Annotated in this window: 16 protein-coding genes; 11 read left to right on the top strand and 5 right to left on the bottom strand. The window is 63.7% G+C overall.

Annotated elements, in window-relative coordinates; translation table 11 throughout:
• Positions 1-42: 42 nt before the first annotated feature.
• The 3 genes from U4Y90_RS15645 to U4Y90_RS15635 form a co-directional block, all read right to left on the bottom strand.
• Positions 43-1,482, bottom strand: a complete 1,440-nt coding sequence (locus U4Y90_RS15645; RefSeq protein WP_321795727.1) for an amino acid permease — start codon at positions 1,480-1,482, stop codon at positions 43-45.
• Between the two features lie 83 nt (positions 1,483-1,565).
• Entirely contained in the window at positions 1,566-1,955 is a 390-nt protein-coding gene (locus tag U4Y90_RS15640) for a nuclear transport factor 2 family protein (RefSeq protein WP_321795725.1), read from the bottom strand.
• Between the two features lie 32 nt (positions 1,956-1,987).
• Positions 1,988-3,421, bottom strand: coding sequence for an FAD-binding oxidoreductase (locus U4Y90_RS15635; RefSeq protein ID WP_321795723.1), 1,434 nt, complete (start codon positions 3,419-3,421; stop codon positions 1,988-1,990).
• Positions 3,422-3,656: 235 nt separating this feature from the next.
• On the opposite strand from U4Y90_RS15635, the gene U4Y90_RS15630 reads away from it, so the two are divergent.
• Genes U4Y90_RS15630 through U4Y90_RS15615 form a run of 4 tightly spaced genes read left to right on the top strand, consistent with a single transcriptional unit; the run spans position 3,657 to position 7,872 of the window.
• Complete coding sequence (locus U4Y90_RS15630) at positions 3,657-3,866, top strand: DUF3311 domain-containing protein (protein WP_321795721.1); 210 nt, start codon at positions 3,657-3,659, stop codon at positions 3,864-3,866.
• A gap of 12 nt (positions 3,867-3,878) precedes the next feature.
• Positions 3,879-5,282 (top strand): sodium:solute symporter family protein, encoded by a 1,404-nt coding sequence (locus U4Y90_RS15625; RefSeq protein WP_321795719.1) that lies wholly within the window; start codon positions 3,879-3,881, stop codon positions 5,280-5,282.
• Positions 5,279-6,931 (top strand): amidohydrolase, encoded by a 1,653-nt coding sequence (locus U4Y90_RS15620; protein WP_321795717.1) that lies wholly within the window; start codon positions 5,279-5,281, stop codon positions 6,929-6,931. Before U4Y90_RS15625 ends, U4Y90_RS15620 begins: the two co-directional genes overlap by 4 nt.
• Complete coding sequence (locus U4Y90_RS15615) at positions 6,928-7,872, top strand: GTP-binding protein (protein WP_321795716.1); 945 nt, start codon at positions 6,928-6,930, stop codon at positions 7,870-7,872. Before U4Y90_RS15620 ends, U4Y90_RS15615 begins: the two co-directional genes overlap by 4 nt.
• On the opposite strand, the gene U4Y90_RS15610 is transcribed toward U4Y90_RS15615, so the two are convergent.
• Positions 7,819-9,573: a cobaltochelatase CobT-related protein gene (locus tag U4Y90_RS15610; protein WP_321795714.1), complete on the bottom strand. Its 1,755-nt coding sequence runs from the start codon at positions 9,571-9,573 to the stop codon at positions 7,819-7,821. The genes U4Y90_RS15615 and U4Y90_RS15610 overlap by 54 nt on opposite strands.
• Entirely contained in the window at positions 9,549-10,535 is a 987-nt protein-coding gene (locus tag U4Y90_RS15605; RefSeq protein WP_321795712.1) for an AAA family ATPase, read from the bottom strand. Before U4Y90_RS15605 ends, U4Y90_RS15610 begins: the two co-directional genes overlap by 25 nt.
• Positions 10,536-10,689: 154 nt before the next feature.
• Here U4Y90_RS15605 and U4Y90_RS15600 point away from each other — a divergent pair, with 154 nt between their 5' ends.
• The 7 genes from U4Y90_RS15600 (at position 10,690) to U4Y90_RS15570 (ending at position 19,626) form a co-directional block, all read left to right on the top strand.
• Entirely contained in the window at positions 10,690-11,442 is a 753-nt protein-coding gene (locus tag U4Y90_RS15600; protein ID WP_321795710.1) for an IclR family transcriptional regulator, read from the top strand.
• Positions 11,443-11,560: 118 nt separating this feature from the next.
• Positions 11,561-12,409, top strand: coding sequence for an IclR family transcriptional regulator (locus U4Y90_RS15595; protein ID WP_321795709.1), 849 nt, complete (start codon positions 11,561-11,563; stop codon positions 12,407-12,409).
• A gap of 217 nt (positions 12,410-12,626) precedes the next feature.
• A complete protein-coding gene (xsc, locus tag U4Y90_RS15590; protein ID WP_321795708.1) occupies positions 12,627-14,468 on the top strand; it encodes a sulfoacetaldehyde acetyltransferase in 1,842 nt (613 codons plus the stop codon).
• A gap of 70 nt (positions 14,469-14,538) precedes the next feature.
• Complete coding sequence (pta, locus tag U4Y90_RS15585) at positions 14,539-15,552, top strand: phosphate acetyltransferase (RefSeq protein ID WP_321795707.1); 1,014 nt, start codon at positions 14,539-14,541, stop codon at positions 15,550-15,552.
• A 9-nt stretch (positions 15,553-15,561) separates the two neighbouring features.
• Positions 15,562-16,386 carry an IclR family transcriptional regulator gene (locus U4Y90_RS15580; RefSeq protein ID WP_321795704.1) on the top strand — a complete coding sequence of 275 codons (825 nt, stop codon included), beginning with the start codon at positions 15,562-15,564 and terminating at the stop codon, positions 16,384-16,386.
• Positions 16,387-16,603: 217 nt separating this feature from the next.
• Entirely contained in the window at positions 16,604-18,277 is a 1,674-nt protein-coding gene (locus tag U4Y90_RS15575; protein ID WP_321795703.1) for a choline dehydrogenase, read from the top strand.
• Between the two features lie 41 nt (positions 18,278-18,318).
• A complete protein-coding gene (locus U4Y90_RS15570; RefSeq protein ID WP_415749360.1) occupies positions 18,319-19,626 on the top strand; it encodes an MFS transporter in 1,308 nt (435 codons plus the stop codon).
• The last annotated feature ends 27 nt before the right edge of the window (positions 19,627-19,653 follow it).

Raw genomic sequence — 19,653 nt, 5'->3', positions numbered from 1 at the left:
AAGCCGGTTTGCGATGCAGCAAACCGGCCTTGGCGTCGATGCTTATCGCTCGACTGTCTGCAGGTGCCGGGTCGCGTGTTCGTCGTCTTCCGCGACGACTTCCTTGCGGCCGCGCTTGAACACGACATACGCGACGATCAGAATGCCGAGACTCGCGACGCCCAGCCACAACGGTTTGCGCTGATCGGGGATGAAGGCCATCGCGACGAGGATCGCCGTCATCCCGAAGATCGCAAGCCATGTGAGATAGGGAAATCCCCACATGCGCACGCGCAGGTCGCTCACCTCGAAGCTCGTCATGCGGCCGCGAAGACGCAGTTGCGAAAACGCGATCAGCAGGTACACGAAGATCGCCACCGTGCCGTACGAGTTGACCAGGAACGCGAACACCGTATCCGGCGATACATACGACATCACCACCGACACGTAGCCGAACACCGTGCCGAGCAGGATGGCGCGTACCGGCACGCCGCGCTTGTTGACCTTCGCGAGGCCGAGCGGCGCATCGCCGTGACGCGTCAGCGCGAACAGCATCCGCGATGCGGCGTACAGGCCCGAATTGAGCGCGGACAGCACTGCGGTGAGCACGATCGCGTTCATCACGTTCGCGGCGGCGGGCATGCCCATCACTTCGAGCGCGCTCACATACGGGGTCGCCATCTGATGCGAATTCCACGGCACCAGCGCGACGACGAGCGCCACCGAGCCGACGTAGAACACGAGCACCCGCGTAATGACCGAGTTGGTCGCCTTCGCGACGGCCTTGGCGGGTTCCTTCGCTTCGGCCGCCGCGATCGTGACGATCTCCGCGCCGAAGTAGAAGCCCGTCGCGGCCACCGCGCCTGTCATCACGGGCCCGATGCCCTTGGGCATGAAGCCGCCGTGGCCGAGGAACGTCGCCGCGACATCGGTCGTGTGCATCGATGCCGGCCAGAAGCCGCACACATACAGGCCGCCGAGGAACAGGAACACGATGATCGCGCCGACCTTGATCGACGAGAACCAGAACTCGAACTCGCCGTAGCTGCCGACCGAAATGAGATTGGTCAGCGTGAGCACGACGAGCAGCACGAGACTGATCATCCATGCAGGCACGTCGGGTATCCAGAACTGCACGAGCTTCGCGCCCGCGACCGCTTCGAGCGCGATCACGATGACCCAGAAGTACCAGTACATCCATCCGGTCAGAAACCCGGCGAGACGGCCCGGGCCACGCTGCGTCTTGAAGGCGAGGCGCGCATATTCGTAGAACGAGCCGACGGTCGGCATCGCGCAGGCCATCTCGCCGAGCATGCGCATGACGAGGACCACGAGACCGCCCGTGATGAGAAACGAAAGAATCGCGGCGGGCCCGGCCTGCTGGATCACCACACCGCTACCGACGAAAAGACCGGCGCCTATGACGCCGCCCAATGCGATCATCGTCATGTGGCGCTGCTTGAGGCCGCACTTGAGATCGCCTTGATCCGTGCTCGACTGCATGTCCGTCTCCTGATTTGCTTTGTGTCGATTCAGCGCCCGCCGGTTCATTGCCGGCGGGTCGAGGCGTTTCGTTCAATGATTCGTCAAAGCGCCGGACGATCCTTGCGATAGGCGTTCTTCACCGCGATCTTGCCATCGCTGAACGTGAAGACATCCACCATGCGCGCCTCGATGCGCGAGCCGTCCGCCTTCGTGCCGCGAAACGTCGATTCCGACACGCCGCGTTCGCCGCTCACGAAGTGCTCGCCTTCCTTCCACGATGCATCGGGAAAGGTTTCCCATGCGAGCGCGAAGCCCTTGCGCACTTCGTCGCGGCCCGTGAAGGTGCGGCCCAGCGCGTCGGGTCCGGCCACACCGTGAAACACGCATTGCTCCGCCATGCAATTCATCAATGCATCGATATCGTGGCGATTCCACGCATCGTTGAATGTCTCCAGCAAGCGGATGTAGTCCTGATTCGTCTGAGTGCTCATGTGTCGATATTTTCAGTGCGTTGCGAAAGAGTTCAGCGCTTCTCGTCCTGCGCCAGATACTTGTGATACAGAAACCGTTGACCGACGCGACGGAACGGCGCGAAGCCTTTCCAGCGCACCATGCCCATCACGTTCGGATATTCGAGCGCGGAGTCGTAGATCGGCAGATCGTCGCGGCTCTGCTGCCACTTGCCCGCGACGCGCTCGGCCATGCGCCGCCCCGCATGCGCGGAGAACGACACGCCGTTGCCGCCGTACCCGAGCGCGTAGTAAATGCTCTGCTGCGGATCGGGCTGCGCGACGCGCGGCATCATGTCGTGACTCACGTCGACCCAGCCCCACCACGAGTAGTCGATGCGAATACCCTTCAGCGAAGGAAACTTGCGATGCAAGCCTTCGATGAGCACATCCATGTGCCGGGGATTCGCCGCATCGGCGCCCGTGATCGCGCTGCGGCTGCCGATCTGCACGCGGTTGTCCGGCAACAGGCGATAGTAGAAGCGCAGCGTGCGCGTATCGGTGATGACCTGGCGCGAGAGGAAGTTGGTCGATGCGAGCTCGTCCGGCGTGAGCGGGCGCGTGACGAGCGAGTTCGAGAGAATCGGCATGATCTTGGCCGACAGCGTGCGATGCATGTCGTTGCGCGTATAGCCGCCGGTCGCGAACGCAACGGCCTTCGCGCGAATCACGCCGCGCGGCGTGCGCACGTGATGCACGCCGCGTATCGTCTCGACATTGAGCACCGGTGTGCTCGGATGCACCTTCACGCCGAGCGAGCGCGCCATGCGCATATACCCGAACGCGAGCTTGAGCGGATGCACGCCGATGCCATCGGGCTCGAGCAACGCGCCGCAATTTTCGCGATCGTCGACATACGATTGCGCGACTTCCTTCGCGCTCAGCATGCGCGCGTCGTAGCCGAACACATCGCGCATCACCTTGCATTCGTTCGCGAGAAAATCCATCTTGCGCGCACGATGCGCGATATACAGATGGCCGCCCGGCTGCGGATCGCACGCGAACTCGCCGATCAACTGCTTGAAGGTGTCGAAGCCCTCGCGGATTTCGGCGTCGAGCCTGAGCGCTGTCTGCTTGCCCCAGCGCTCGATCCATTGCGAGCGATACAGGCGGCCGCTCGCGTTCTGGCCCTGTCCGCCATTGCGGCTCGTGCAGCCCCACGCGGTGCGATTCGCATCGACGATGGTCGCGCGGATGCCGTGTTCGCGCGCCAGAAAGAGCGCGGTGGAAAGGCCGGTGAATCCCGCGCCGACGATCAGCACGTCGACGTCGGCATCGCCGGGCAAGGGGCCGTCGTCTTCGGGCGGCTCGCCCGCGGTCGCGACCCAGTAGGTCGGCGCGTAGTCCATCGCCTGGCGGCCGATGGGCGAAACGAGCGGGTCGTAGAGCGGATCGTATGGGGCGCACGCGCCACGAAGGGCCGGCGCAACGTAATCGAGAGTAGCCACCGATAACTCCTTGGAAAGTACCCTCATACTGCACCGAAGCTCACGCATCGTTTAGAGCCACGCCGGAACCATCGTTAGTGCCAGGTCAGTGCCAGAGCGCGCGGCCGCTGGCCCCAGCGATTGGTCCTGTCTGGCACTACGACCCGCGCTTTTTGTCTGGTCATACTGCGCCGAATCCTCTATCTCTCGCGCAATGCGTGCCCCCGCGCGGGCCAATGGTCATACGGAGTGAGCCATGCTGAAGCTTTTGATCGGACTCGGTTTGCCTTTTGTCGGCGTCATCGGCTTGTTGCCGTGGGCGGCCTCCAACGATTTTTATGTGCTCGGCGTTCCGTTTATTTATGCGTGGATCTTCGGCTGGTTCGTGCTGACGTCGGTTTGTCTCCAGCTTTGCTGGGTACTGTTCGACAAAAAAACGGAACAACGCGAAGCGCGCGGCGCATAAGGAGACATTGGCATGGCTTCCACGGTATTTCTGGGCTTCATCGCACTGTCGTTGTGGCTCGCGCTGCGCGCGGGCAAGGGGCGCGGCTCGCAAAGCGTGCATGACTTCTTCGTCGCGTCGCGCCAGTTCGGTGCGTGGCTCGTGTTCTTTCTCGCGGCGGGCGAGATCTACAGCATCGGCACGATGGTCGGCTTTCCAGGCGGCATCTACGCGAAGGGACCGACGTACGGCGTCTGGTTCCTCGGCTATATCCTGCTTGCCTATCCGATCGGCTATTTTCTCGGTCCGAAAATCTGGGAAGCGGGCAAGCGCTATAACGCCATCACGCTGCCCGATCTGTTCAAGAGCCATTTCTCGAGCCGCGCGCTCGAACTGATCGTCGCGATTTCGGCGCTGATTTTCCTGCTGCCGTGGGGCCAGTTGCAGTTCACCGGACTCGTCGCCGCGCTCAAGGGTCTCGGCTGGAACCTGAATCCGGTGGTTCTCATTTTGATCTCGGCGCTGCTCGCGTTCACGTATATCGCGATCGCCGGCGTGCGGGCATCGGCGTATATCGCGATCCTGAAGGACATCCTGATGGTCGCGGCGATCGTCGTCACGGGCGTCGCGGTGGCGTGGGAAGCGGGCGTCGAGCCGGTTTTCAGGGCCGCGAGCCAACACGTATCGAACGCAATGAGCCCGCATCAGCTCACTTTCTCGATGAGCACGATGCTCTTCCAGTCGCTCGGCTTCTACGTGATGCCCTTCGCGATCCAGAACTTCTTCACCGCGAAGAGCGCGAACACGATTCGCCGCTCGCAAGTGGTCATGCCGCTGTACATGCTGATGTATCCGTTCCTCGTGGTCGCGTCGTACTATGCCATCGCGCAGAACGTGCCGCTCGCGTCGCCGAACGAGGCGTTCTTTACCGCTGTCGTGCATCTGTTGCCGCCGTGGCTCGTCGGTCTCGTCGCGGCGGGCGCATCGCTTTCGGGGCTGCTCGTGCTCGCGGGCATCTGCCTCGCCATCGGGCCGGTGGTCACGCGCAATCTGCTGCCGAACATGCCGGAGACGCGCCAGAAGGCCGGTGCGAAAGTGGTGATCGGGCTCTATCTGATGCTCTCCATCGGCATGACGCTCGCGACGCCCAACCTCATGCTCACGCTCATCAACATGACGTATTACGGCGTGACGCAGTATTTCCCGGGCGTCATCGCGATCGTGCTCGGCCTGCGCGTGAGTGCGCGCGCCATCGCGTCGGGACTTCTCGTGGGACAGGTACTCGCCGTCGTGCTGTACGTGTTGCATGTCGATATCGCCGGGCTCAACATCGGCCTCATTTGTCTCGCGGCGAACGTGCTCGTCGTGTTTCTCGCCAATCCGGGCGCGGGCCGCAAGCCCGTTCACGCCGACCTGATCCACTCGAACGACTCATGACCCAGACCGACAACAACGCAGTGAAAGTGCTCGTCGCACGCAAGATACTGACGATGAATCCGCGTCGGCCGGTTGCGACTCACGTCGCGATACGCGACGGCAAGATCCTTTCGGTCGGCACGCTCGACGATATCCGCCAATGGACCGATGCCGAGCCCGACACGAGCTTCAGCGACAAGGTGCTGATGCCCGGCCTTGTCGAAGGCCATTCGCATCTGATGGAAGGCGCGATGTGGAGCGCGGTGTATGTCGGCTACTACGAGCGTCGCGGACCCGACGGCACGCGCTGGCCCGGCCTGCAATCGCTCGATGCGGTGATCGAGCGTCTGCGGGAAGCCGAGCGCAAGCTCGAAGACGCCAGCGCGCCGTTGCTCGCATGGGGCTTCGATCCGATCTTCTTCGGCAGCGAGCGCCTTACGGCAGCGCAACTCGATCGCGTATCGGCGACGCGCCCCATCGCAGTCCTGCATGCGAGCGTGCATTTGATGAACGTGAATTCGCCGATGCTCGCGCTCGCCGGCATCGACGAGGACACGGATGTCGACGGCATCGTGAAGGACGAGAGAGGCCGGCTCACGGGCGAGCTGCAGGAGTTCGCGGCCATGTTCCCGGTGTATCGCGTGATCGGCGCGAAGCTCTCGCTTTCGGCGAGCGACAACCCCGAGGCCATCCGCGCGTTCGGCAAGGTCGCGCAACTCGCGGGCGTCACGACGGCCACCGACCTGCTGAACGATCTGTCCGACAAGGGCATGCGCAATCTCGTCGAAGTGACGCGCGACGTGCGCTTTCCGCTTCGTCTCGTGCCCGCGTTCGGACCGCAACGCAATCCTGAAGGCGGTCCTGCACGCGTGCTCGAAGCCGTCGCGCTCAACTCGGACAAGCTGCGCTTCGGGCCTGTGAAATTCATCGTCGACGGCTCGATTCAGGGCTTCACCGCGCGCCTGCGCTGGCCGGGATACGTGAACGGGCGGCCCAACGGCTTGTGGCTGATTCCGCCGGAGCAGTTCGTCGATACCTTCCTGCCCTTTCATCTCGCCGGGCTGCAACTGCACATCCACACGAACGGCGACGAAGCCACCGAACTCGTCCTGGATGCGATCGAAACCATCCTGGACCGGCATCCGCGATCGGATCATCGGCATACGTTGCAGCATTGTCAGATGGCCGACAGAAGGCAGCTCGAACGCGCCGCGCGTCTCGGCATGTGCGTGAACTTCTTCGCCAACCACATCTACTATTGGGGCGATGCGCACTACGCGCAAACGATGGGCGCCGACCGCGCGAACCGCATGGACCCCGCCGGCACCGCCAACGAACTCGGCATCACGTTCGGCCTGCATTCGGATGCGCCGATCACGCAACTCAACCCGCTTTTCACCGCGTGGTGCGCAGTGCAACGTCAGACCGCATCGGGCCGCGTATTGGGCGCGGCGGAATGCCTGAGCGTTGCCGATGCGCTGCGCGCGATCACGCTCGGCGCGGCGTACACCATCGGCATGGATCACGCGATCGGCAGCATCGAGGTCGGCAAGTTCGCGGATTTCGCCGTGCTGCATGAAGATCCCACCGACGTTCCCGCCGAACGTCTCGGTCAGTTGCGCGTGTGGGGCACCATTCTTGGCGGCCGCACGTACGAGGCGCCGGCATGACGGCGCCGATACCGCTCGCCGTTATCGGCGGCTACCTCGGCGCGGGCAAGACGACGATGATCAACGCGCTGCTGACGAACACCGATGGCCGCCGCGTCACGGTGCTCGTCAACGATTTCGGTTCGATCAACATCGACGCCGCGCTGATTCGCGCGCGCAGCGACGATGTGATCGGACTGGAGAACGGCTGTGTCTGCTGCTCGATCGGCGGCAAGCTGATGGAGACGCTGATCGAGATCAGCGCGCGCGACGTGCGCCCCGACTTGCTCGTGATCGAGGCGAGCGGCGTGTCGGACCCGCTGCGCATCGCGCAGGTCGGCCTGCTCGATCGTGCCTATCGGTTGCAGGGCATCGTGGTCGCGGTGGATGCGCAGCGCATCGAAGAGACACTGGCCGATGCGTATATCGGCGATACCGCACGACTGCAGATAGAAGGCGCGACATCGATCGTACTGACCAAGACCGATCTTCTGGGCAGCGAAGAAGCACGCGACGTGCGAACGCGCGTGATGGAGATCGCGCATACGCGCATCGTGTTCGAAGGCGACCGTGGCAAGGTGCCGAATACGCTTTTCTTCTTCGATGAGCCGCCATTGCGAGAAGGCATTACATCGCGGGTATTCATGCCATTCAGTCATGTTCCGGCCGGACTGCGCAGCGTTGCCTTTCGCTCCGACGAGCGCTTCGACCGGCGACAGATCAAGGCCGCGTGCATGTCGTTCAGCGATCGGCTCCTGCGTGCAAAAGGCTTCGTGCGGCTTCTTGACAGCACGTGCGCGGAGATTCATGTCGTCGGCAAGCGCTGGCATGTCACGCCTTGCCGCGATGTCGCCGAAACCGAGATCGTCTTTATCGGCCTCTTCGAAACCGACGACATACATCGCGCATTAAGTGCTGCTTCTGCGCTGCGCGCCGAGCCATGCAGCGAGCTTCGCGAATAACGTCATATCGGGCGGGACCGACAAATCGACCGCGAAGTGATGTCGATAGTAAGGGCTCAGATCCAGCCCGACGCCGAGCCCGAGCACTTCCACTCTCCGCGATGCTTCATGCCGCTCGACGACTTCTCGCAGATGCTGGTCGAGATAGTTCGGATCGTTGGCTTGTGCGGTGGCGCTGTCCATCGGGCTGCCATCGGAGATGACGACGAGGATTCGACGCGACTCGTCACGCGCGAGAAGCCGCGCAGACGCCCAATCGACCGCTTCACCGTCGATACCTTCGCGAAACAGATCGGCCTTGAACAGCGCGGCGATATCGCCACGCGCCGCGCGCCAGCTTGCTTCGCCTTCCTTGAAGATCATGTGGCAGGCTTCGTTGAGCCGGCCCGGATGCTTCGGCCTGCCCTTCGCGAGCCAGTCGAGCTTCGCGCGCCCGCCGTTCCACGCGCCGGTCGTGAAGCCCAGCACTTCCGTCGCGACGCCCGCCATGCCGAGCGCGCGCACGAGCACGTCGATCATGACCGTGACCGGTTCGATGCTCGCTTTCATCGAGCCCGAGCAGTCGATGAGAAAGCTCACCGCGCAATCCGCCTGCGGACGTTCACGCTCACGCCTGAAGACACGCCGCTCGTCCGGCGACGTCACCACTTGCGCAAGCCGGCGCCCGTCGATGCGCCCTTCTTCCTCGCCGAACGACCAGCCATCGCGTCGCGACACCGTGATCGACGCCTGCAACATGCGCGCGAGACGCGGCACGTTGATATGCCGCGCCGCAATCAGATCGTCGAGCCGCTCGCGATATTCGCGCAGCAACGCGGCGCGAATCAGCGTGGACGGCCGAATGGTCTTGTCATGGCGCGCAGTGAACACGCGATAGTCCTCGCCCGACGCCTCGCGCGCGCTGCTGTCTCCGCTCGCGGCGAGCGCGAGCCTTTCGACGTCGCCTTCTTCGTCGTCGATGTCGAACCATGTGCCGAGCGTGGTGCGCGCGGCTTCGTCCTTGTCATCGTCGGTCGACGCATTGCTTTCGACGAACGCATGACGCACGTCGCGCACCCGCTCGGCCATCTGTCGCGCGATATCCAGCGCATGAACCGCGTACGCTCGCTGGTCACCGCAGTTGCGGCGCATGCCCGCCAGCGGATGGCCGAGCGAGGGCGCGAGCGCCGCCCGCGTCGCTTCGATCAGCCCTTCGGTTTCTTCGAGCACGGCGCGGCCCGACAGGCGCGATTCGGCCATTTGCGCGACAGTGTAGATCAACAGACCGATATCGCTGTCGAGCAGACCCGATTCGTAGCACGCGCGCGCCCATGTATCGAAACGATGCCGCACATTGCGCCTCACGCCTTCCATGCCCGCAGGCACGCGCGTTTCGCAGCGCAACTGTTCGAGCATGTCGAAGACCATGCGCGCGACAGGATCATCGGGCGCGAGCTCGCGATGCAGCGCCGCATCCGAATACGCGATGCGCAACGCGGACGCATCGGCCGCGCCGCGCGTCGAATCGAAGTCTTCTTCGTCTCGTCGCTCACCGCGCAAGTGCGGCGCATGCAACGGCACCGGCCGCAAGTGGCGATACAGCCTGCCGCCGCGATAGTGCAACGCGTCGTCGCCCGTCAGTGCGCGCACGGCCGCGGCGCATAGCGCATCGCGCCGCGCAAGTTCGCGCGAGCCGTTCACTTGGCCGGCTCGCCGTGCCATTGCGACGGCGTATCCAGTTCCTCGCCGAACGCGCGCTGAAAATATTCCGCGACGATCGGCCGTTCCGCTTCGTCGCATTTGTTCAGGAAAGTGAGACGCAGCGCGAGCTTCGTATCGCGGAACACTTCGCAGTTTTCCGCCCAGCTGATGACGGTGCGGGGCGACATCAGCGTCGAGAGATCGCCCGCCTCGAAGCCGCGCCGCGTGAGTCCGGCCATGCTCACCATCGAATCGACGAGCGCGCGGCCCGCGTCGTCATCGAGCTGCGGCACGCGTGCGAGCACGATGCGCGCCTCTTCTTCGCGCGACAGATAGTTGAGCGTCGCGACGACGTTCCAGCGGTCGATCTGCGCGTGATTCAACATCTGCGTGCCGTGGTACATGCCGTTCAGATTGCCAAGGCCGATCGTGTTGGTCGTCGCGAACAGCCGGAAAAAGCGGTGCGGCTGAATCACGCGATTCTGGTCGAGCAGCGTGAAACTGCCGTCGCGCTCCAGAATGCGCTGGATCACGAACATCACGTCGGGACGGCCGGCGTCGTATTCGTCGAACACGAGCGCAACCGGCCGTTGCAGCGCCCACGGCACGATGCCTTCCTGAAACTCGGTGATCTGCACGTCGTCGCGCACGACGATCGCGTCCTTGCCGACGAGATCGAGCCGGCTCACGTGACCGTCGAGATTCACCCGCATGCACGGCCAGTTCAGCCGCGCCGCCACTTGCTCGATGTGCGTCGATTTGCCGGTGCCGTGCAGACCCTGCACCATCACGCGCCGATTGAACGCGAAGCCGGCAAGAATCGCCAGCGTGACTTCGGGATTGAAGCGATAAGCCTCGTCGATTTCCGGAACGTGCGGATCGCGCGTGCTGAAAGCCGGCACCTGCAGATCCGCATCGATTCCGAAAAGCGTGCGCACGGACACTTTTCGATCCGGCTCGTCCAACCATGTGTCGCGCATCATGAGGCTTCGTCTCCCAAAACAGTGGCTCTCAGCATAACAACAAATGTTTTTCGGAACAATTCATTTCGTTTATTTTTATCCAAAGGGCCTATGGGGCCGGATCGGTGCGTCAACTAGAATAATGCCGAACGAATTCACATGGAAATCAACGCCGATGGACAAGCCCGACACGCCCACGCTTCGAGCCTTCGCGCTGCTGGAATATCTGGTCCAGGCGGGCACCCCCGTGTCGCTGACCGACATGGCCGATGACATCGGCATGCCGAAACCGTCGCTGCACCGCATGCTGGCATCGCTCGAAGCGGGCGGACTGGTGATCCGAGAGCCCGGCGACAAGAACGCCTATGTCGTCGGCCCGCGTCTCGCGCAACTGGGGCTCAACGTGATGACGCACGCGGGCGCGCGGCGGCTGCGCCACGCGATCCTGACGCGGCTCGTGTCCGATCTCGGCGAGACCTGCAACCTGACGATGCTGCATGAGAACGAAGTGCTGTATCTGGACCGCGTGGAAGCGCCGTGGCCGCTGCGGCTCGATCTGAAGCCCGGCTCGCACGTGCCCGTGTGGTGCAGCGCGAGCGGGAAGCTGTTGCTCGCCTTGCAGCCGCGCGAGGAGCGCAACGCGCTCGTGCGGGCGATGAAGCTCGAGCGCTACACCGCCAACACGATCACCGATACGGAGATGCTGGAAGCGGAACTCGATCGCATCGCGAAGAAGGGCGTCGCGATCGACAACGAGGAGTTCGTGCAGGGCATCGTGTGCGCGGCAGCGCCGATCGCCGACGAGCACGGCACATGCATCGCGGCGATCGCGGTTCACGCGCCGGTGTCGCGCACGCCGCTCTCGCGCGCGCTGGAGATGGTGCCACGCCTGAAGGAAGCCGCTGCCGAACTGGGCAAGACTTTCTGAGCGGCGCGCCCCTCGAAAAGATAAAAACGCAACCCGGTGTTCCGAAAATTGTGGCGCGTCGCGGGATTATCGGCGTAAAGTAGCCGTAATCCGAAACCACTTGTTCCGTTTCCGGTTCATGCGCGACGTCACACATCTCGATCCCGCCGAGCATGTCGGCGATGAAGCCCGGACGCTTCGTCCGCTCGCCGTGCTCGAACAACTGGCCGCGGCGGGTCAGGCCTACACGCTCTCGCAGCTCGCGGCGCGCGTGCGCATTCCCAAGGCAACACTGCTGCGCCTGATCGATTCGCTGGAGGCGCAGGGCTATGTCACGCACATGCCCGACTCGCGCGGCACCGATCGCGGCATCGCGCTCGGGCCGCGCGCCGCCCAGCTCGCGCTCGCCACGCTCGCCAATAACTCGTTCACGCGGGCATGCCGCTCGATCCTGCGTTCGCTCGTCGACGTGATCGGAGAAAGCTGCAATCTCACCGCGCTCGACGGCGATACGGTCCTTTATATCGAACGCGTCGAGACGGCGGAACCGCTGCGCCTGCACATGCAGGCCGGCATGCGCGTGCCGCTGCATTGCACGGCGAGCGGCAAGCTGTTTCTGTCGCAGATGCCGCTCGCGGAGCGCCGCCAGATTCTCGGCCGCCTCACGCTCACGAAAAAGACGCATCGCACACTGACCGACCAGTCATTGCTCGAAGCCGAACTCGACCGGCTCGCCACGCGCGGCATCGGCATCGACAACGAAGAATTCGTGCTGGGAATGGTGGCGGTCGCGGTCCCCATCACCGATGCGGCGACCGGGCGCGTGCTAGCATGCCTCGCCGCGCACGCGCCGACCGCGCGCGCCAACCTCAACGATCTGCTCCAGGCCGTGCCGCAACTGCGCGACACCGCCGTCAGGCTTGCCACGCTCATCGATACATCCGATGGACTGACGCTCATGGCGCGCCATCGCCCCGCCGCCCGCTAACGCTCATCGCTTCCGCCGAACTTCCCGCCGAAGCCCGCCGCACGGACCCCGGCGGAGGCTCGCCGTCGCCGAAGTGCCAAAATTCCGAATTTTTTAGAGACAAAACATTCCGTTTATTTGAAAAACAGGTTGACGTCGGAATCGACTCGTCCTACGATGTGTTCACGATACATATTCCGGAACCAAACGTTCCGTTTTATTTCACCCGGAGACACACATGAGCGAGCACGATCAAGCCCGTCCTTCCCAGACCACTCTCGCCGCCAGCACGGCGACCAGCGGCCCGCAGGCGATGACCCCGTCCGAAGCATTCGTCGAAACGCTCGCCGCCAACGGCGTGACCGAGATGTTCGGCATCATGGGTTCGGCATTCATGGACGCGATGGACATCTTCGCGCCCGCCGGCATCCGTCTGATTCCCGTCGTGCACGAACAAGGCGCGGGCCACATGGCCGACGGCTATTCGCGCGTGTCGGGCCGCCATGGTGTCGTGATCGGCCAGAACGGCCCGGGCATCAGCAATTGCGTGACGGCCATCGCCGCGGCTTACTGGGCGCACAGCCCGGTCGTGATCGTCACGCCTGAGGCGGGCACGATGGGCATCGGACTCGGCGGCTTTCAGGAAGCGAAGCAACTGCCGATGTTCCAGGAATTCACGAAGTATCAGGGGCACGTGACGCACCCGGCGCGCATGGCCGAATTCACCGCACGCTGCTTCGATCGCGCGATGTCGGAAATGGGCCCGACCCAGCTCAATATTCCGCGCGACTACTTCTATGGCCAGGTCAAGGTCGAGATCCCGAAGCCGCAGCGTCTCGATCGCGGCCCCGGCGGCGATCAGAGCCTGAACGAAGCGGCCGATCTGCTCGCGCAAGCCAAATTCCCCGTCATCATCTCGGGCGGCGGCGTGGTGATGTCCGATGCGATCGAGGAATGCAAGGCGCTCGCCGAGCGTCTGGGCGCGCCGGTGGTCAACAGCTATCTGCATAACGACTCGTTCCCGGCGAATCATCCGCTGTGGTGCGGCCCGCTCGGTTATCAAGGCTCGAAGGCCGCGATGAAGCTGCTCAGTCAGGCCGATGTCGTGATCGCGCTCGGCTCGCGTCTCGGACCGTTCGGCACGCTGCCGCAGCACGGTCTCGACTACTGGCCGAAGGAAGCGAAGGTCATCCAGATCGACGCGGATCACAAGATGCTCGGCCTCGTGAAGAAGATCTCCGTCGGCATTTGCGGCGATGCGAAGGCGACGGCCACAGCGCTCACGCAACGTCTCGCGGACCGCAAGCTCGATTGCGATGCAACGAAGGATGCCCGCGCGAAGACCATTGCCGCCGAAAAGGCCGCGTGGGAGAAGGAGCTCGACGACTGGACGCACGAGCGCGATGCATACAGCCTCGACATGATCGAGGAGCAGAAGAACGAGAAGCCGTTCAGCGGCGGCCAGTATCTGCATCCGCGTCAGGTGTTGCGCGAGCTCGAAAAGGCGATGCCGGAAGACGTGATGGTGTCGACGGACATCGGCAACATCAATTCGGTCGCGAACAGCTATCTGCGCTTCAACAAGCCGCGCAGCTTCTTCGCGGCGATGAGCTGGGGCAACTGCGGTTACGCGTTCCCGACGATCATCGGCGCGAAAGTGGCGGCGCCGCATCGTCCGGCCGTCTCGTATGCGGGCGATGGTGCATGGGGCATGAGCCTGATGGAAACCATGACGTGCGTGCGCCATAACATTCCGGTGACGGCTGTCGTGTTCCATAACCGTCAATGGGGCGCGGAGAAGAAGAATCAGGTGGACTTCTACAATCGCCGCTTCGTCGCGGGCGAGCTCGATAACCAGAGCTTCGCCGAGATCGCGAAGGCGATGGGCGCGGAAGGCATCGTCGTCGACAAGCTGGAGGACGTGGGACCGGCGCTGAAGAAGGCCATCGATCTGCAGATGAATCACGGCAAGACGACCATCATCGAGATCATGTGCACGCGTGAGCTCGGCGATCCGTTCCGCCGCGACGCGCTCGCGAAGCCTGTGCGCATGCTCGACAAGTACAAGGACTACGTCTAAGTCCTTCCTCACGCCGCTCCGCGCCTTCGGAGCGGCGTTTTTCCGACTGACCGATCACCGAGAGCCCGACATGAAAGCCATGCATCGCATCATCGATCAGGCTCGCGACCTGCCGATGCGCATCGTCCTCTCCGAAGCCGAAGACACGCGCGTGCTCCAGGCGGCGCGACGCGCGCACGAGGAAGGCATTGCGCGCATCGTGCTCGTGGGCGCGCGGACGCGCGCCTGGCAGGTCGCGGATGGCGCGGGCATCGACCTCGAAGGCATCGACGTGATCGATCCTTCTGCATCGCCGCTCGGCGAACGCTTCGCCGAAGAACTCTTCACGTTGCGCGAAAAGAAGGGCATGACGCGCGACCAGGCGCGCGCCGCCGTGCTCGATCCGCTGTGCTTCGCGAACCTGATGGTGCGCACCGGCGAGGCGGACGGCTCGGTGTCCGGCGCGGTCAACACGACGGCGGATGTCGTGCGCAACGCGATTCAGATCATCGGCATTCGCCCGTCGTTCAAGCTCGTTTCCAGCTTCTTCCTGATGATGCTCTGCGAGCCCTTTCATACGATGAAAGGCGGTCTCATCTTTTCCGATTGCGCGCTCGTCGTCGAACCGAATGCGGAGCAACTCGCCGAAATCGCGATGGCCGCCGCCGACAGCGCACGCAGCCTGCTGATGGAAGATCCGCGCGTCGCGATGCTGTCGTTTTCCACGAGCGGCAGCGCGCATCATGCGGCCGTCGACAAGGTCGTCGACGCGACGCGGCGCGTCAAGGAAGCGCGCCCCGGCCTCGCGATCGATGGCGACGTGCAGCTCGACGCCGCCATCGTCGCGGAAATCGCGATGCGCAAGGTGCAACACTCGCGGGTCGAAGGCCACGCGAACACGCTGATCTTCCCGAGTCTCGAAGCCGGCAACATCGGCTACAAGCTCGCGGAACGCATCGGCGGCGCGAAGGCCATCGGGCCGTTGCTGCAAGGGCTCGCGAAGCCCGCCAACGATCTGTCGCGCGGTTGCAGCGCCGACGACATCTATCACGTGATCGCCGTGACCTGCGTGCAGGCGCAGGCTGCGCGGCTTCACACGGCATGAGTGCGCATCATGGATACGCGAGCCGATACCGAAGCGTTCGTTCAGACTGAATCGGCGGATAACGCGCCGCTCGCCGAAAGCGCCGCGCGCGCCGACACCCCTACGCTGCGCGCATTCAGCGTGCTCGAACATCTCGTCGCGGCCAAGGGCGCGATGTCGCTCGCGGAGCTTGCCAGCATCATCGAGCAGCCGAAGGCATCGCTGCATCGCATGTTGCAATCGCTCGAAGCGGGCGGCTTCGTCGCGCGCGAGCCGGGCCAGAAGAACGCTTACGTGATCGGCCCGCGCCTCGAACGGCTCGGCGTCGACGTGATGATGCACAGCGGCGCGCGACGTCAGCGCCACGCGATTCTGGAGCGTCTCGTCGCCGATCTCGGCGAAACCTGCAACCTGAGCACGCTGCACGACACGCAGGTGCTCTATCTCGACCGCTGCGAATCGCCGTGGGCGTTGCGGCTGGAGCTCAAGCCCGGCTCGCATGTTCCGGCGCATTGCAGCGCGAGCGGCAAGCTTCTGCTCGCCGCGATGCAGCGCGACCAACGCGCCGCGCTCATCCGCGCGATGCGCCTCGAACGCTTCACGCCCAATACGCTCGACGATCCGAACCTGCTCGAAGCGGAACTGGATCGGGTCGCGCACAAGGGCATTGCCGTCGACAACGAGGAGTTCGTCGTGGGCATCGCGTGCGTCGCCGTGCCGGTGCTCGATTCGCGCGGCAAATGCATTGCGGCCATCGCTGTGCATGGGCCGGTCTCGCGCATGGCGCTGTCGCGCGCGCTGACGTTCGTGCCGCGTCTGCAGGAAGCCGCGGCCGAACTCACGGCGACCTTCTGACGCGCCGCAGCATCTCTATTTCGGATACCGAATCAATAATCCGGTACTCCGTGACAACCCCAATCCCCTCTCGTTTCTGATTCGGATTTCGCATTTTCCGTTTCACTTTCACGACTTTCCGCGCTTTTCTCTTGGCTTCCTTGCCCGCTTCTTCCACATTGAACGAAACACAGGCGGAACGATTCGTTTCAAAAGAAGACCTCAGGAGACAGGTGTCATGCAGCAGGAAGTCGATTACGTCATCGTCGGTGCGGGCTCGGCAGGTTGCGTGCTCGCCAACCGGCTGAGCGCCGATCCGTCCAACACGGTGCTGTTGCTCGAAGCGGGCGGCCCCGATGCGAGCCCGTGGATCCATATTCCCGTCGGGTACTTCAAGACGATGCACGATCCCGAGCTCGACTGGTGCTATCGCACCGAGCCGGACAATGCCGTCGCCGGGCGCAGCATCGACTGGCCGCGCGGCAAGGTGCTCGGCGGCTCCAGTTCGCTCAACGGGCTGCTCTACGTGCGCGGCCAGCACGAGGACTACGACCGCTGGGCCGAACTCGGCAACGCGGGATGGAGTTTCAAGGACGTGCTGCCCTACTTCAAGAAATCGGAAGATCAGGAGCACGGCGCGAGCGAATATCACGGCGCCGGCGGCCCGCTGAAAGTATCGGACCTGCGCCTGCGCCGCCCGATCGCCGATCACTTCATCGCGGCCGCGCAGGAAATCGGCATTCCGTTCAACGATGACTACAACGGCGCGAACCAGGAAGGCGTCGGCTATTTTCAGCAGACGGCCTACAAGGGTCTTCGCTGGAGCACCGCGAAGGGCTTTCTCAAGCCGGCGCGCGACCGGCGCAACCTGATCGTGAAGACGCGCGCGCAAACGCGCAAGGTGCTGTTCAACGGCAAGAAGGCGACCGGCATCGAGTACCTGCATGAAGGCGTCGTGAAGACGGTTCGTGCGCGCGTCGAAGTGATTCTCGCGGCCGGCGCGATCGGCTCGCCGCAGATCTTGCAGAATTCGGGCGTCGGGTCCTCGGACGTGCTGAACGGTGCTGGCGTGCAGGTCAGGCACGAGTTGCCCGGCGTCGGCCGGAATCTGCAGGATCATCTGCAGGTGCGGCTCGTCTTCAAGACGCGCGAGCGCACGTTGAACGACGAGGTCAACAATCCGCTGAAGAAAGCGCTCATCGGCCTGCAATACCTCATCTCGCGCACCGGCCCGCTCACGCTCGCGGCGAGTCAGGTCGCGATCTTCACGCGTTCGTCGCCTGAGGTCGCGCGCCCCGACATCCAGTTTCACATGCAACCCCTTTCCGCCGACAAGCCCGGCCAGGGCGCGCATCCGTTCTCCGCGTTCACGTCGTCGGTGTGTCAGTTGCGGCCGTTCAGCCGCGGCAGCGTCGAAATCCGCTCGAACGATCCGCTGCAGTATCCGGCGATTCACGCGAACTATCTGTCCGACGAACGCGATCATCCCGTCGTGATCGGCGGCATCAAGGTGGCGCGCCGCATCGCCGCCGCGCCGTCGCTGGCGAAGCACATCGTGTCGGAGTTCATTCCCGGTTCGGCGTATCAGTCCGATGCCGAGCTGCTCGACGTCGCGCGCAAGTTCAGCCAGTCGATCTATCACCCCGCCGGCACCTGCAAGATGGGCAGCGACGCGCTCGCGGTCGTCGATGAACGCCTGAAGGTGCGCGGCATCGGACGCCTGCGCGTCGTCGATGCGTCGATCATGCCGGAGCTCGTATCGGGCAACACGAATGCGCCCGTCATCATGATCGCGGAGAAAGCCGCCGACATGATTCTCGAAGACCAGCGCTATCAGCACGTCACACGCGTGGAAGACGCACCCGAAGTCGTTGTGAAAAAACCGATGGCCCATTCGGGCCAAAGAGACTGAGCACAAGTCTCACACCCATCACGGAGACAACCATGAATGCACTGCCCCGAACCGATGGCAAGCAGATGAGAAAGGTCGTCGTCGCAAGCCTGATTGGCGCGACGATCGAGTGGTACGACTTCTTTCTATACGGCGTGGTCGCCGGCATCGTCTTCAACAAGCTCTATTTTCCGAGCGGCGATCCGCTCATCTCGACGATGCTCGCGTACGGCACGTTCGCCGTCGGCTTTCTCAGCCGGCCGCTGGGCGGCGTGATCTTCGGCCACTTCGGGGATCGCGTCGGCAGAAAGAGCATGCTCGTCATGACCCTGACGATCATGGGCGTCGCGACGGTGTTGATCGGCATGGTGCCGACCTACGCGCAAATCGGTATCTGGGCGCCGTCGCTGCTGTTGTTCCTGCGCGTGCTGCAGGGCATCGGTCTCGGCGGCGAGTGGGGCGGCGCCGTGCTCATGGCGTTCGAATATGCGCCGCAGAACAAGCGCGGGTTCTACGCGAGCATTCCGCAGATCGGTCTCGCGCTCGGGTTGTGTCTGTCGTCGGGTGTCGTCGCTGCGTTGTCGCTCACCCTGACCGATGCGCAGTTCCTCGCGTGGGGCTGGCGTGTCGCTTTCTTCCTGTCGTTCGCGCTCGTGGTCATCGGCATGTATATCCGCTTGAACGTGATGGAAACGCCGGAGTTCGCGCGCATCCAGAAGACGGGCGGCGAAGCGCGCATGCCGATCGTCGACGTGATCTCGAAGTATCCCGGCAACACGATCGCGGGCATGGGCGCGCGCTTCATCGATGGCGTGTTCTTCAACGTGTTCGGCGTGTTCTCGATTTCGTATCTCACGGGCACGCTGCATCTGCAACGCACCGACGCGCTGCTCGGCGTGATGGTCGCCGCGTTCGTGATGATCTTCACGATCCCGTTCTTCGGGCGGCTGTCCGATCGCGTCGGGCGGGCGCGCATCTACTTCTGGGGCTCGCTCGCAACGGGCCTTTCCGCGTTCTTCGGCTTCTGGCTCATGAAGAACAGCGGCGGCAACACGATGCTCGCGTGGCTCGCGGTCGTGATTCCGCTGGGCGTCGTCTATGCATCGATCTATGGTCCCGAAGCGGCGCTTTTCTCCGAGCTGTTCGATGCGAAAGTGCGCTACTCGGGCATCTCGTTCGTGTATCAGTTCTCGGGGATTTTCGCGAGCGGCATCAGCCCGATCGTCGCGACCTGGCTCCTGCAACGCAACGGCGGCGACCCGTGGATGATCGCGGGCTATTGCCTCGCCGCGGGGATCATCAGCGCGATGTCGGCGGCGTGGGTCGGGTTGCGGCAGCGGCGCGAGCTGGCGGCGTTCTCGGTGAGTTGAGCGCCCTCGCGCGAAGGACGGACAGCC

This window comes from Caballeronia sp. J97 (genome assembly GCF_905220305.1).
In the GTDB taxonomy this organism is placed as follows: Bacteria; Pseudomonadota; Gammaproteobacteria; order Burkholderiales; family Burkholderiaceae; genus Caballeronia.
Note: the sequence above shows the minus strand (reverse complement) of the source record. Positions and strands in the feature narration are given on the sequence as shown.